This window comes from Tritonibacter mobilis (assembly GCF_001681715.1).
In the GTDB taxonomy this organism is placed as follows: domain Bacteria; phylum Pseudomonadota; class Alphaproteobacteria; order Rhodobacterales; family Rhodobacteraceae; genus Epibacterium; species Epibacterium mobile.
Map to the genome: position 1 here is coordinate 24,604 of NZ_LNWY01000003.1, position 14,361 is coordinate 38,964.

General features: G+C 61.3%; 13 protein-coding genes. 9 read left to right on the forward strand and 4 right to left on the reverse strand.

Features of this window, described 5'->3' with window-relative positions:
• The first annotated feature begins 124 nt into the window (after positions 1-124).
• On the forward strand, positions 125-1,084 hold the full coding sequence (locus UB90_RS01650; protein ID WP_065326469.1) for an SRPBCC family protein: 960 nt from the start codon (positions 125-127) through the stop codon (positions 1,082-1,084).
• A gap of 2 nt (positions 1,085-1,086) precedes the next feature.
• Here the strand turns inward: UB90_RS01650 and UB90_RS01655 are convergent, their stop codons facing one another.
• Positions 1,087-1,578 carry a hypothetical protein gene (locus tag UB90_RS01655; RefSeq protein WP_065326468.1) on the reverse strand — a complete coding sequence of 164 codons (492 nt, stop codon included), beginning with the start codon at positions 1,576-1,578 and terminating at the stop codon, positions 1,087-1,089.
• 85 nt (positions 1,579-1,663) lie between these two features.
• Positions 1,664-2,314, reverse strand: a complete 651-nt coding sequence (locus UB90_RS01660; RefSeq protein WP_065326467.1) for a helix-turn-helix domain-containing protein — start codon at positions 2,312-2,314, stop codon at positions 1,664-1,666.
• A 64-nt stretch (positions 2,315-2,378) separates the two neighbouring features.
• On the opposite strand from UB90_RS01660, the gene UB90_RS01665 reads away from it, so the two are divergent.
• From UB90_RS01665 to UB90_RS01690, 6 genes are all read left to right on the forward strand, one after another.
• Complete coding sequence (locus tag UB90_RS01665; RefSeq protein WP_065326466.1) at positions 2,379-3,653, forward strand: FAD-dependent oxidoreductase; 1,275 nt, start codon at positions 2,379-2,381, stop codon at positions 3,651-3,653.
• A gap of 53 nt (positions 3,654-3,706) precedes the next feature.
• The gene (gene lhpI / locus UB90_RS01670) at positions 3,707-4,642 is read left to right on the forward strand and encodes a bifunctional Delta(1)-pyrroline-2-carboxylate/Delta(1)-piperideine-2-carboxylate reductase (RefSeq protein WP_065326465.1); all 936 of its coding nucleotides are present in this window, start codon (positions 3,707-3,709) and stop codon (positions 4,640-4,642) included.
• Between the two features lie 100 nt (positions 4,643-4,742).
• Positions 4,743-6,197: a Na+/H+ antiporter NhaC gene (nhaC, locus tag UB90_RS01675; protein WP_065326464.1), complete on the forward strand. Its 1,455-nt coding sequence runs from the start codon at positions 4,743-4,745 to the stop codon at positions 6,195-6,197.
• Positions 6,198-6,436: 239 nt separating this feature from the next.
• Positions 6,437-7,792 (forward strand): sigma-54-dependent transcriptional regulator, encoded by a 1,356-nt coding sequence (locus UB90_RS01680; RefSeq protein ID WP_065326463.1) that lies wholly within the window; start codon positions 6,437-6,439, stop codon positions 7,790-7,792.
• Between the two features lie 350 nt (positions 7,793-8,142).
• Positions 8,143-9,864: an OFA family MFS transporter gene (locus tag UB90_RS01685; protein WP_065326462.1), complete on the forward strand. Its 1,722-nt coding sequence runs from the start codon at positions 8,143-8,145 to the stop codon at positions 9,862-9,864.
• A gap of 170 nt (positions 9,865-10,034) precedes the next feature.
• Positions 10,035-10,946, forward strand: a complete 912-nt coding sequence (locus tag UB90_RS01690; protein WP_065326461.1) for a pirin family protein — start codon at positions 10,035-10,037, stop codon at positions 10,944-10,946.
• A gap of 357 nt (positions 10,947-11,303) precedes the next feature.
• On the opposite strand, the gene UB90_RS01695 is transcribed toward UB90_RS01690, so the two are convergent.
• Positions 11,304-11,792 (reverse strand): GNAT family N-acetyltransferase, encoded by a 489-nt coding sequence (locus UB90_RS01695; protein WP_065326460.1) that lies wholly within the window; start codon positions 11,790-11,792, stop codon positions 11,304-11,306.
• Between the two features lie 5 nt (positions 11,793-11,797).
• Positions 11,798-12,385, reverse strand: a complete 588-nt coding sequence (locus tag UB90_RS01700) for a TetR/AcrR family transcriptional regulator (protein ID WP_046002414.1) — start codon at positions 12,383-12,385, stop codon at positions 11,798-11,800.
• A gap of 125 nt (positions 12,386-12,510) precedes the next feature.
• Here UB90_RS01700 and UB90_RS01705 point away from each other — a divergent pair, with 125 nt between their 5' ends.
• The gene (locus UB90_RS01705; protein ID WP_046002413.1) at positions 12,511-12,813 is read left to right on the forward strand and encodes a hypothetical protein; all 303 of its coding nucleotides are present in this window, start codon (positions 12,511-12,513) and stop codon (positions 12,811-12,813) included.
• Between the two features lie 96 nt (positions 12,814-12,909).
• Positions 12,910-14,196 carry a homoserine dehydrogenase gene (locus tag UB90_RS01710; RefSeq protein ID WP_046002412.1) on the forward strand — a complete coding sequence of 429 codons (1,287 nt, stop codon included), beginning with the start codon at positions 12,910-12,912 and terminating at the stop codon, positions 14,194-14,196.
• Positions 14,197-14,361: the final 165 nt, after the last annotated feature.

Consider the following 14,361-nt stretch of genomic DNA (forward strand, 5'->3'; position numbering starts at 1 on the left):
TTTTTGGTTTATCCCAACTAAGGGCGATCACCGTCTCTTTTTGCCTGAGTTATTTTCAGGTACCCGGCCCGCCCAGAGCGAATTGAATTTTTCCTTTGTTTTTTGCAGTTTACAGAAAGTCGTTATGGACATGCTCTCAAATTTACTTCGGATACTTGCGCCAGCCATTGCGCTGGTTGTTGGCGTATTGGGCCTTGCTGCCCTGAGCGTGTCGATGGTCGATCCCGTGGGCTTTGGGTATCTGTTCGGCTTTCCTGCCTTGGCCGGTTTCATTATCATGTGGTTCCGCCCCAAGAATTCATTCAAGACCTTTGGCAAATCGGTTGCATGGTTGTTGTCCATCATGCTGCTGTCTGTGCTTGGCTCTTGGGTCAGTGGCCTTGAGGGGCTGATCTGCATCACGGTCGCCCTCATCCCGATCCTGTTTGGCACATTGCTTGGGGGCGTTTTATATCTCTGCTATGACCGCTGGAAAAAGCTCTCAAAGAGCACCCTGAGCGTTGCGAGCCTGCCGATACTGGCCATTGCTCTGGCAGACGTTATACCCGCAAATCCTGAAGTTTATCAAATTTCCAACAGCATACTGATAGATGCTCCGCCCGCTGTTGTATTTCAGATGTTGAAATCCATCCCCGACATTTCGCCAGATGAGGTGGAGACGCGCCCCACCCATTTGCTGGGCGTGCCCAAACCGACCGCAGCGGTGTGGGAAGAGGGGGAAAACGGTGCGCTGCGGCATTCTTACTGGAGCGATGAGGTGCATTTCCTTGAACGCATCACCGCATATGATCCTGCCCGCCGCATCGCATGGGATTTTGAGTTCCCCGAGGGCTGGGCCCCAGAAGGTATTGAGGATCAGCATGTCAAAGTTGGCGGACCCTATTTTGATGTCTTGCGCGGCGAGTATCTGCTTGAGGAAAAAGACGGCAAAACGCAGCTGACCCTGACCAGCTGGACCTATGATGGATCAGGCATGGGGGTTTACGCCGAATTTTGGCACAACTTCTTTTTTGACGATTTCCACGACGTGATCTTGCATGTGGTGAAGGCACGCACGGAGCGCGCTTGGTCCGAACAGTCCTAAAATCACCCCGCGTCGCGCTCTACCATCATGGCGGCGAGGATTTCGGTCATGGTCTTGGTCTGTGATCCCGGTGTGACGCCGCCGACGCCGATGCGGCGGCCCAGGCGCCACCACAGACCCGGATACCAGCACTTGTCACCGGCGGTTTTGCTGCGCATCAAAAACCCGTTTGAGGGTTTGAAGGCGAAGAACCCGCGATCCAGATGTTGCAGGTCGCTGATACGGATGATCTCGGTGCCGTCAGAGCAGCGCAGCCCCTCGGCGGTGAGTTCGATCCGATGGGCGGTGGCGTGCCACATGCGGTAGCCCATCCAAAGCGCTCCCCCCGCGACCAGCAGCAAGAACCCCTGCCACGCCAAACCGGGCGTGCTGATCATCGACAGATAGAGCAGCACCAATCCCAGCACCACCAGCATGCCCACACCGATCACCCGGCGGGCGGGCGATGCTTCTACGGTGGCGAGGATTTCGCCGCGGTCCATCTGGCTGCTCATCTGTTGTTCTCCCTCAGATCCTTGGCGTCGGGTTAGCGAAAAATGCCGGGATCTAACAGTCCTTTTCGCATCTGCCGCATGTGGATCAGCTGAGACCCCCCAGATGGGTGCAGGCCCAGAACACCCGCGCCTCATTCGGGCCGGTGCTGCGCACGCCGTGGCGCATGGTGCTGTCGTAATAGGCGCAATCGCCCGCGCCGAGGAGGACGGGTTCGTAATGTTCGACCATCAGTTCCACCTCGCCTTCGAGCACGAACAACAGCTCTTCGCCGTCGTGGCGGTCAAGATGGGCGGGCACGCTGTCGCCGGCGGCGCTGATGGTGCCGATCAGGGGGATGATCTTCTTGCCGGTGAGCCCGTTGCAGAGCACCTCATACTCATACACCTTGCCCTCGACCGAGCGCCCCTGCCCGGCGCGCGTGACCGTCAGCCGGGTGGTGCTGACCTCGTCTTCGGGCTCAGCGATGAGCTTCTCCAGCCCGACACCATAGCCCCGTGCGAGTCGCAGCAGATTCTCAAAACTCGGGGACACTTTGCCGTTTTCGATCTTGTAAATGGTCGAAACCGCAAGGCCCGTGCGCTCTGCGGCTTGTTCCAGCGTCATCCCAGCGGAACTGCGTAAGCCTTTGACACGCCTGCCGAGTTCAAGCCGGATCCTTTGCTTTTCACTGTCATCCAGCAATGCCGCTTGGACATCGGAGGAAAAGGGAGAGTCTTTTTTTGTTGTTTGGGACATGATTTTTCTTATTTTACCAAAAAATTGCCCATAGGCCGCGTGCCCGAGCTATTTGGATGAAAGTATGCATGACCAGCAGAAGCGTGGCCAGCGAATTGCCGTGATCGGAGCGGGGGTGGTTGGGATGGCCACCGCCTACCACCTCGCGGAACGCGGCCATGATGTGACCGTGATCGAACGCGCAAAGGCCCCGGCCGAGGGCTGCAGCTTTGCCAATGCGGGGATCATTGCTGTCGGTCATGCCGAGAGCTGGGCCGGGCCTGCCGCGCCTGCGCAAATGATACATGCTCTGCTGGGCCGTACCCCGAGCGTGAAGATCAGCAAGCTGATGGACCCGCAGCTGTGGCGCTGGGGGCTGGCGTTCTTGCGTCAGTGCTCGGCGCGGGCGCATCGGGAAAATTCCGGCGCGATGGCGTGGCTCGCCCGCCATGGGCGGCAAGAGTTGCAAGCCTTGGAGCAAGCCACTGGGCTTGCTTTTGAGCAGGGGCATGACGGGGCCTATTATCTTTATGGGGAAGAGAGCGCCTTTGCCGCGCGCAAGGCGTCGGATCATCTCGAAGGCTTCTCCCCCATGAGCGCCGAAGAACTGACCCAATGGGACCCGGCGCTGAAGGTTTACGGCGACAGGCTGAAAGGCGGGCTGTTGTCCTCGGTCGACAGTAAGGGCGATTGCCGCCGGTTCACCAGAGCGCTGGCGCTGTGGCTGGAGCAGTACCGGCAGGTCACGTTCCACTATGGCGCAACGGTCACCGGGTTCGAGCGTGGACAGGGGCGCGTGTCGGCGGTGCAGACCACAAACGGGCCAGTGCCCTGCGATCAGGTGGTGATCGCGGCAGGTGTTGGCACGGTCGCGCTCGGCAAACAGTTAGGGGTGCGCCCGCTGATCTACCCGGTCAAAGGCTATTCGGCGACCTACCCGATACGGGATGGGGCGTATATGCCAGCCCGCCCGCTGGTCGATGAAACCAATCTGATCGCAGTCACCCGGCTGGGGTCTTACCTGCGCGTCACCGCCATTGCCGAATTTGCAGGTCACGACAGCAGCCCCAACCCGGAGCGCGCGGCGTATCTGGATGACTATGTGGCGCGCCACTTTGGCTGCGCGGTCGAGTTGGATGCGGTTACACATTGGGCCGGTCTGCGCCCCACCACCCCCAGCGGGCGGCCCTATCTGGGCCGTTTGCGCACCCACAGTAATGTCTGGCTCAACGCCGGTCATGGCCAGCTTGGCTGGACCATGGCGGCGGGCGCAGGACAGCTCCTCGCCGAGCGGCTGCATGGCGCTCAATCTCCCTCATACGGCGTTTCCGAGACAGCCCGCTGGCTGATCGCCGCCTAGGCACGGGCGTTATCCGCCCGGCGCTGCCTCCTCTTCACAGTTAGGATCGTTCAATGAAAATTCTCGACCAGGAACAGACCCGCGCCGCCCTGCCTTATGCGGAATTGATTGATGCATTGGATCAGGGATTTTGCGGCGCGTATGAAGCGCCGCTGCGCCATCACCACTATCTGGAAAACGCCGAAGAAGAAGACGATGTGCTGCTGCTGATGCCAGCATGGCGTGCGGAGGGCTTTGGCGGCATCAAACTGGTCAATGTGGTGCCCGGCAACAGCAAACGTGGCCGCGCGGCGCTGTCGTCGAGCTATGTGTTGTTTGACCGCGAAACCGGCGCGCATTTGCTGCTGGCAGATGGCGGAGAGCTGACAGCGCGGCGCACCGCAGCCGCCTCGGCGCTGGCGGCACGGCGGCTGGCCCGCCCCGAGAGCGCCACGCATCTGATCATTGGCGCCGGGCGCGTGGGCTTTAATCTGGCGCAGGCCTACCGCGAGGTGCTGCCGATAACGCGCACGCTGGTCTATGACATCATGCCGAACAATGCGGCGCGCACGGTGGCAAACCTGAACGAGATGGGCATTGCCGCCGAGGTCACCGAAAGCGTCGAGGCCGCCGCAGCAGAGGCCGATGTGATCTCTTGCGCGACCCTGTCGCAGACACCGGTGCTGCAAGGTGCGTGGCTGCACCCCGGCCAGCACATCGACCTGATCGGCAGCTTTACTCCAACCATGCGCGAAGCGGATGACGCGGTGCTGACCCGTGCTACGGTCTATGTGGACACGATGGATGCGCTGGTGGAAAGCGGCGACATCAAGACCCCGCTGGAAACCGGCGTGCTCGTCGAAAGCGACATTCGCGCTACGCTCAAGGACCTGTGCGAAGGGGATCTGTCCCCGCGCCAGTCGCCAGAGGAAATTACCCTTTTCAAAGGGGTCGGTACCGCGATTGAAGATCTGTCGGCCGCAATACTCGCCTACAGATCCACCAGCTGATCCCAAAGAGACGACAACCGGCACCGGACCCTACTGCACTCGGTGATGCCCTCATTGAGGCCAGGTCACGGTTCGCCACCCAACAGAGAGGACATGTTTCATGCCATTACAAAAAACGGACGTTCGTCCATCAATCGGTCTGGCGCTGCTGCCGATTGTGCTGACGCTCGGCATCCTTGGGGTGCAGATCTTTTATTTTGGGGATTTCACCCCGCATATCCCGCTGGCCATTGGTATCGCACTGACGGCCGTCGTGGGCCTGATCGAAGGTCTGAGCTGGGATGAGATCGAAAAAGGCGCATTCCATGTGATCGCGGTCTCCTTTCCCGCCGTCTCGGTTCTGATCCTTGTCGGCATGATCGTCGGCACATGGATCGCCTCGGGTACGGTTCCGACATTGATCTATTACGGGCTGTCGCTGCTGTCGCCGCAGCTGTTTCTGGCTGCGGGCATGATCCTGTGTTCCATCGTCTCATTGGCGCTTGGGACAAGCTGGGGCACCGTGGGCACCGTGGGTCTGGCGCTTATGGGCATTGGCGAAGGCTTTGGCATTCCTGCATATTGGACTGCAGGCGCGGTGGTTTCGGGGGCCTTCTTTGGCGATAAAATCTCGCCCCTGTCGGACACCACCAACCTTGCGCCCGCCGTGACCGATACGCAGCTGTTTGACCATATCCGCAACATGCTGCCGACCACCGTTCCGGCCATGCTGATCGCGCTGGCGATCTATACGGTGATGGGCTTCAACCTTGGCGAAGGGGAGCCGTCCTTTGAACGGATCGAGAGCTTTAAGACCGCGCTGGATGGCTCTTTTGACATCACACCCTGGCTCTTGTTGCCCGCGCTTCTGGTGATCGGGCTTGCGATGATGAAGATGCCCGCAATCCCGACGCTGTTCATTGGTGTCGTGGTGGCCTCGCTGATCGCGATCTTTGTGCAGGGCGCATCGGTGCATGACGTCTTTACCTATGCCAACTACGGCTACTCGGTTGAAACCGGGGTGGAGGCGATGGATGCGCTGATGAACCGGGGGGGCATTCAGTCGATGATGTGGACCATCTCGTTGATCCTGATTGCGCTTGGTTTTGGCGGCGCGCTGGAGCGCACAGGTTGTCTGGCCGCGATCATCGAGCTGCTGACCAAGCGGGTCAAATCCATCGCGGGCGTGCAGACCTCGGCAATCCTGTCGTCGATGGCAACCAACACCGTGGCAGGCGACCCCTATCTGTCGATTGCGCTGCCGGGTCGGATGTTCAAGCCGGTCTATGACCGCATCGGCTATTCGCGTCTGAACCTTGCCCGCGCCACCGAAGAAGGCGGCACCATCATTTCGCCGCTGATCCCATGGAACGCAGGCGGTGCCTTCGTGATCTCGGCGCTGGCGCTGGGGATCTCGGAGGGCAAGATGGAGAACCTTCTCTATATCCCGCTGTCCTTTGCCTGCTGGCTGGCGCCGGTGTTTGGCATCTTCTACGCATGGACGGGTTTCTTTACACCTAAGGCCGAAGAGACCGGCGAGGTCGCACCGGACGCAGCCCAGCGCCCGGCGGAGTAAGCTCTGACAAGATTGCTCCTGGCTATGACCGGGAGCAATCCCCCCCTTCTGGCATTGCCCTTTTGACGGGCAGCCACGCATTTTTCGAACATCCCCGCCTGACGCTTCATCTGTGCTGAACGCCTTTGCTGTGATGCGCTCAGGTCTGCCTGTTCGCCTTGTCGTTGAAAAACACGCTTGCCAGCACCGCCCCGTCACGATTTGATGCCCCGACACTGCAGCGAGGAGGAGGCGCGGGCATGGAGGTGATGGAGCGCCCGGAGACAAGCGAGCCTTTGGCGCGCGCGCAAATCCTTGTGGTCGATGACGAGCCGGGGATGCGCAATTTCCTCGTGAAGACGCTGCGCCCGCTGTGCCGGGGCGTCGATGAGGCTGCAACCGCCGCAGAAGCCGAACAATGTCTCGCGCGCCAGCATTACGATGTGATGCTGCTCGATAACATCATGCCCGGCACCAAAGGGCTGGACTGGCTGGCAGAGCGTCAGCGCACCGGGGGCTTTACCGAAACCATCATGATCACCGCCTATGCAGATTTTCACATCGCGCTAGAGGCCTTGCGGGCGGGGGCTTCGGATCTGGTGCTCAAGCCCTTTCGCTCCAATCAGATCGTCAATTCGCTGCGGCGCAGCCTTGAGGTGGCGCAGCTGAAGCGTGAAAATCAGGCGTTGCGCCGGGCGCTGGCGCAATCTGACCCCGGCAGCCGCCGCACAGACCTGATTGGCAGTTCTGCCGCCATTTCAGACGTGCGGGCGGTGCTGGAACGGGTGGCGCAGCTCAAGACCCCCGTGCTGATCACCGGTGCCTCTGGCACGGGCAAGGAAGTTGCCGCACGCCACCTGCACAAACGCTCTGCCCGCGCGGATGCGCCTTTTGTGGCGATCCATTGCGGCGCGATCCCCACCGAGACGATTGAGGTCGAATTGTTTGGCCATGCCCCCGGTGCCTTTCCCGGTGCGCAGGGTGCGCGCGAGGGGCTGCTGGCCTCCGCGCAGGGCGGCACGGTGTTTCTGGACGATATGGCGGAACTCAGCGCCCATGCGCAAACCGCCCTGTTGCGCGTCCTTGAGGATGGGGTGATCCGCCCGGTCGGATCAGAGCGCGACGTGCAGCTGGATCTGCGCTTTGTGATGTCCTCGGCGCACTCGCTGCAACAGGCGGTAGCAGAAGGCCGGTTCCGTCGCGATCTTCTGTATCGGATCAATGTGGTCGAATTGGACATGCCGCCGCTCAAACTGCGTGGCGCGGATGTGGTGGATCTGGCGGAGCTGTTCCTCTCTGAGATTGCCAGCACCATGGGTGTGCCGCCGCTGGAAATCCCTCCCGGCGTGCGCTCGGCCATGTTGCGCTATGACTGGCCCGGCAATATCCGCGAGCTGCGCAATTTTGTGGAACGCGCCCTGATTTTTGGCCGCTTCCCCGCCGCCATTGGTGAAGACCATGGCCATGATGCCGAGATTGCCCCGTTGGAGGATGTGGAGCGCCGCGAGATCCTGCGCGCGCTCGAACTGGTGGGGGGCAATCGCACAGAGGCCGCAAGACGGCTTGGTGTGTCGCGCAAGACCATAGACCGCAAATGCGCCACTTGGGGGCTGTGAGTCCTGCATCGCGCGCCCGAACCGCATCTGGGCCGCATCTGGGTGCGCTGCGCCCGATCTGCGTATTTCCGACTAAAAACAGCGAAAAAGCGCAAAAACTGCAAAACCGGACAAACTAACCCGGTTTTCCCGCAGACACGGCCTGCCCGCAGGACAATTTGTCTCAAACTGCGCCATCTGACCGCCGCCCCAAGGACAGAAAATATACATAAGCGATTGTTATTGATAATAAATTATTTGACATCGCAAGTTTCCACCTGCCTTTCTCCCTCTCATATGCGGCCGCGTGCATGAGGAGGCACGACCGCAGAGCGAACAGCCTGAGCTTAGGCCATAAGGGAGGAAACCACATGAGCACCGCACAAGGTGGCGCATTGTCATTTCTGCGCAAGGAACACATCGTCGCAGAGCCGGGATTTAACCGCTGGCGGGTGCCGCCCGCATCCATCGCCATTCATCTCTGCATTGGCTCTGTCTATGCATGGTCGGTCTTCAATCCGCCGCTGACGCGCGAGTTGGGGGTGCTGGCCTCCAGCGCGGAGGACTGGAGCCTCAGCTCGGTGGTCTGGATCTTTTCGGTCGCCATCGTGTTCCTCGGGCTTGCGGCGGCTTTTGCTGGCAAATGGCTCGAAGAGGTCGGCCCCCGCATGGTGGGCGTCGTTGCGGCGTTTCTCTGGGGCGGTGGCTTTATTTTGGGCTCGTTTGGCATCTCCACCCATCAATTGTGGTTGGTCTACATCGGCTATGGCGTGCTGGGTGGCTGCGGGTTGGGCCTTGGCTACGTGTCCCCGGTATCCACGCTGCTGCGCTGGTTCCCGGACCGGCGTGGTATGGCCACCGGCATGGCGATCATGGGCTTTGGCGGCGGCGCGATGATTGCCGCCCCGGTCAAGGGCTGGCTGCTGGGTCTTTATCAAAAAGCACCCGAATTCCTCGGCTCCTCGGACACGGTGCAAACCATCGTCGAGGGCGGTCGTGTCTTTGCAGAGACCGCCACTGGGCGGCTGGAGGTGGTGGTGGCCACTGCCACGCAGGCCGCGAGCTTTGGCGGCGAGGCAGGCGTCTATGTGGTGGGCACCGGCAACACGGGTGCCGCGCAGACTTTCATGACCCTTGGCGTAGTCTATTTCATCGTGATGATCCTCGCGTCGTTCCAATACCGCGTCCCTGCAAAAGACTGGAAGCCCGCAGGTTGGGAACCCAAGCCCGTGGCCTCCGGCATGGTGTCGCAGAACAACGTCCATATCGACCAAGCCCTGAAGACGCCACAGTTCTGGCAGCTCTGGGTGATGCTGTGCTTTAACGTGACGGCAGGCATCGGGGTGATCGGCGTGGCCAAGACCATGATGTCAGAGATCTTCGGCTCGGTGATGCCCTTGGTGGTGACGGCGGCGTTTGCATCGACTTACGTGCTGATGATTTCGGTCTTCAACATGGTGGGTCGTTTCTTCTGGGCCTCCACCTCCGATTATATCGGGCGCAAGGCCACCTATATGTGCTTTTTCGTCTTGGGCACGCTGCTCTACCTGTCGATCCCCTATTTCGCCAGCGCAGTGGCCACCAACCCGTCGCTGATCTATCTGATCGGCTTTTATGCGGCGACGATGATTATCTTCTCCATGTATGGCGGCGGCTTTGCCACCATCCCGGCCTATCTCGCGGATATGTTCGGCACCATGCATGTGGGCGGCATCCATGGGCGCCTGCTGACCGCGTGGTCCACCGCTGGTGTGCTGGGGCCGCTGGCGATCACCTCGCTAAGGCAGATGTCGGTGACCAGCGCAATCGAGGATCTGGCGACCCGCGTCGACCCGGCAGCTTTTGCGGCGAAATTCGGCGCGCCGCTGGCGCAGCTGGATCAATTGGTTGCGGCCAAGACCGTGACCATCGCCAAGCTGATGGAGATCGCGCCCGCAGGCACCATCGACCCGACGCCTTCGCTCTATAATACCACGATGTATTGCATGGCAGCGCTGCTGGTGGTGGCCTTTGTCGCCAACCTTGTGATGCGCCCGGTACGGGAACATCACCACCATGATGAGCCGGAACTGCAGGTGGTCGCGGGCGAATAACCGCAGACACATGTCACGACCCAACAGGGGCAGGATCATCCTGCCCCTTTTTTGTGCAGGCCCCTGCGCCTGCCCTGCATTCACGCACAGACCCGGTGAGTCTGCGCAGATTTTACCCAAGGCGCGATCCTCCTATCTATGAGCCACACCCTCTCATCAGGAGAAGTCTCATGTCCCTGCGTCCCATTCTGGAAAAACGCGCCGCACAGCCCACACTGGAGGGCGCAGGCGTGCATCTGCACCGCGCTTTTGGGTTTCAGGACCCAAGCGAGCTTGATCCCTTCCTGTTGTTTGACGATTTCCGCAACGATCACCCGGAGCTCTACCAACAGGGGTTTCCATGGCACCCCCATCGCGGCATCGAGACCATCACCTATGTGCTGGAAGGCTCCGTTGAGCATGGTGACAGCCTCGGCAACACCGGCACCCTGGGTGCGGGCGATGTGCAGTGGATGACCGCCGGGTCCGGCATCCTGCATCAGGAGATGCCCAGCGGCAACACCAAGGGCCAGATGCACGGCTTTCAGCTTTGGGGTAACCTGCCCGGCAGCCAGAAGATGTGCGCGCCGCGCTATCAGGACGTGCAGGGCAAAGACATCCCCGAAGTGATCGACGACGACGGCACTCGTGTGAAGGTGATCGTGGGCGAATTCTGGGGCAAACGCGGCCCGGTCGACGATATTGCAGCCGATCCGCAATATCTCGATATCTATGTGCCTGCGGGCATCAAGAAGACCTTCAGGATCGACACCTACCGCCGCGCCTTCGCCTATGTCTTTGACGGTCAGGCGGCGTTTGCCGATGCCTCGCGTCCCACAGGCGTGCTGCTGGAAAAGGAGGTCGCAGGCCAAGAGGTCAACATCCGCGATATGTCCGGCGACCGCACGCTGGTGCGCTTTGGCACCGGCGACGAGATCACCGTGCAAGCGGGCCCCGAGGGCGTGCGCTTCCTGCTGATCTCCGGCGCTCCGATCGAGGAGCCCGTGGCCTGGCACGGCCCCATTGTGATGAACACGCAGGCTGAGCTGCAAAAAGCCTTTGCCGAGCTGCGCAACGGGACATTTATAAGGCCCGCCCCCTGATTGGGAAAACCGGTATCCACTTTTCCCTGCGAGCGGCGTCGGCCCGCCACCTGATCGGGAAAACCGGTATCTCCTGCCCCCTGCGAGCGGCACGCTGAGTCCGCTCGCCCGAAATACGCCACAACAGGCGCGGATCGGGTCAAGGGGGCCAGAGGCCCCGCCCGGCACGGGCGGCCTGCCCTTGACGCGCCCAACCTCATCACACTTGAAAGCGGCTCCTGAGGGCAGACCTGCCCCTCAGGACCGTCTCAGCAGCCTTGTCTTAAAACGCCAGCGCCAAACACTCTGGCCTGCAAACAGCCATCACCTCGCCTCCAGCAGAATAAAAGCGCGCGGAAGCACTCCGCTTGGCCCCTCTCAGCCGCGCTGCGCATCCCAGATATAGGTGAGTTCACCAGCCTCGCTCGCCTTTCCCGAGACAAAACCGCATTTCTGCAGCACACGGGCAGAGGCGGCGTTGTCCGCCATCACACCACCGGACAGGACCACAGGCTGGCCACGATACAAGTCCTGAAGCGCGCGCAGCATTTCACTGGCGTATCCCTGCCCCCAGGCCACTCGGACAAAGAGATAACCGAGATGACGCAGGCGATCTCCCGCAGCCCCATGCGACAGGATCAGCAGACCGATGGCGTCACCACCCCGGGTTGCCAGCACCACGACCTCTGCCTCCTGCTGCACCCCGTCCAGCAGCGCGCAGCGTGCGGCATCCGTCTTCAGTCTCTGAAAGCCGTCCGGCAGATAGGCAACCACCTCGGGTTCGAAAAGCGCTTCGCGATCCTGTGGCGACAGTCGCGCGACGGGAACCGCCCGCAACAGCTCCGACTGCAAGTCCAATAGTGCCATGTGGCCTACACTCCCACCGACTTGCGCACCATGTCCCAGTAGAGCGTCTCCACCTCCACCAAAGACAGCCGCCCGCCGTCGCGATACCACGTCAAAACCCCGTTCAGCATCGCAATCACCGCAAGGGCCGCGATCTTGGTGTCGGGCACCTGAAACAGCCCCTGCGCGACGCCAGCCTTCAGGATCCCCTCCAGCTGGTCCTCATAGGCGCGGCGACGGTCTTCGATCTTGGCAAAGTTCTCTTCTGTCAGGTTACGCAGCTCCATATAGGCGATAAAAACCGCATCTGGGCGCTCCAGATTGTAGCGGATGTGAAACCGCACAAAGCCCTCAAGCTGCCCCATCACATCGACCGGCACCTCTTCTGCGGCCCATGCGGACAGCAAGCCCTCCATATGCGCCTGCATCAGATCAAAGAGCAGGCTCTGCTTGTCTGCGGTATAATTATAAAGCGCCCCGGCCTGCACCCCGACCGCGCCCGCAATCTGGCGCATGGACACCGCAGCATAGCCGTGCCGGGCGAACAGCTCTTGTGCCGCCGCGCGGATGCGGGGGCCGGTGAATTCGGAATGAGAACCTTGCGTACGTGCCATAGACCCAAGGTATCTGAACATCTGTTCAGATAAAAGCACCATGGCGTGCTGCGCGGATTAACTTGTACCCTTAGGCGCATTTGTGCATCAAGGGCGAAACCTCAGACAGAAGATTTGGGACTTTCATGCCTGCCAGACAGACCGCCTTGATGCGAATGACACCCGCGCCCCGACTGGCGCGCCTGACGGTGCTGTCGGCCTGTGCCCTCCTGAGCGTATCGGCCGCCTGCTCGCGCGTGCCTCAGCTTGAAGACCGCCTGCCTGCGGATTTGCGCAGCCAGCCCTACCCTGAACTGCTGCCGCTGGACACCGCGCTGGCGCAGGAGCCGCTGCCAGAAGAGGAAAGCGCCGCGCTGTCGGATGCGCTGGATGCTCGCGCGGACCGGTTGCGCAGACGGGCTGAGGCGCTGCGCCGCCGCCAGCCCTAAGCCTCGCGTTCACAGTGTTGAACATTGCACCACCGGGCCAGAGCCGCTAAGGCGACATCGAACCCATAGACCGTCAAGACAATAAGGACCTCCACTATGACTGAACCGCTTCGACTGGGGATTGCAGGTTTGGGCACGGTCGGCATTGGCGTGGTGAAGATCATTCGCCGCCATGCTGCCCTGTTGGAGGCACGAACTGGTCGTCCGGTGGTCATCACCGCCGTCTCTGCCCGCGACGCCACTAAGGATCGCGGCGTGTCGCTTAAGGATTACGCCTGGGAGACCGACCCGGTCGCACTCGCGACCCGCGATGACGTGGATGTGTTTGTCGAATTGATGGGCGGCCACGAAGGCCCTGCCAAACTTGCAACCGAAGCCGCCCTTGCCGCAGGCAAGGATGTGGTCACCGCCAACAAGGCGCTTTTGGCCATTCACGGTCAGGCCTTGGCCGAGCAGGCCGAGGCCAATGGCCGCGTGATCCGCTTTGAGGCTGCTGTTGCGGGCGGCATCCCGGTGATCAAATCCCTGACCGAGAGCCTTGCAGGCAATGAAATCACCCGCGTCATGGGCGTGATGAACGGCACTTGCAACTACATCCTGACCCAGATGGAAGCCACGGGCCGGGGCTATAACGCCCTCTTTGAAGAATGCGGCCAGCTTGGTTATCTTGAGGCGGACCCGCTGTTGGATGTGGGCGGCATCGATGCCGGGCACAAACTGGCGCTCTTGGCCTCCATCGCCTTTGGCACCAAACCCGCCTTTGATGATGTAAAGCTTGAAGGTATCCAGCGCATCGCCATTGAGGACATCCGCCACGCCGCCGACATGGGCTACCGGATCAAACTCTTGGGTGTGGCGCAGCGCTCGGCCCGCGGGCTGGAGCAGCGCATGACCCCCTGTCTGGTGCCTGCGGACTCGCCGCTGGGGCAGCTTGAGGGCGGCACCAATATGGTGGTGATCGAAGGCGATGCGATCGATCAGGTTGTGCTGCGCGGCCCCGGTGCCGGTGAAGGCCCCACCGCAAGTGCGGTAATGGGCGATGTTCTGGACATCGCGCGCGGCTTGCGGATTGCCACCTTTGGTCAACCCGCAACCACCCTCTCTGAAGAACCCGCCGCCCAGACCGGCCTGCCTGCGCCCTACTACGTGCGTATGGCCTTGCAAGACAAACCCGGCGCGCTGGCCAAAGTGGCCGCAGCCCTTGGCGATGCGGGCGTGTCGATCCACCGGATGCGCCAGTATGACCACGCGACCACTGTCGCGCCGGTGCTGATCGTGACCCACAAATGCACCTCCACCATGCTGGAACAAGCGCTAGAGGCGCTGGCAGCCACCGGCGTGGTCGAAGGCGCGCCCGTGGCGCTGCGCATCGAAGAACTGTGACATTGCTGCCCTAGGCTGGGCATATGCGGACCGGCGGCTGGCAACGCGCCGCTGATCCGCACAACTGAGACGCAAAAGACGTGTTGTTAGCGACACCACCGCTGCCATGGCCTTGCCCCTCCGGGGGCGGGCGGGCTATGCCGGGTTGGATCGCGCAAGTTTGAG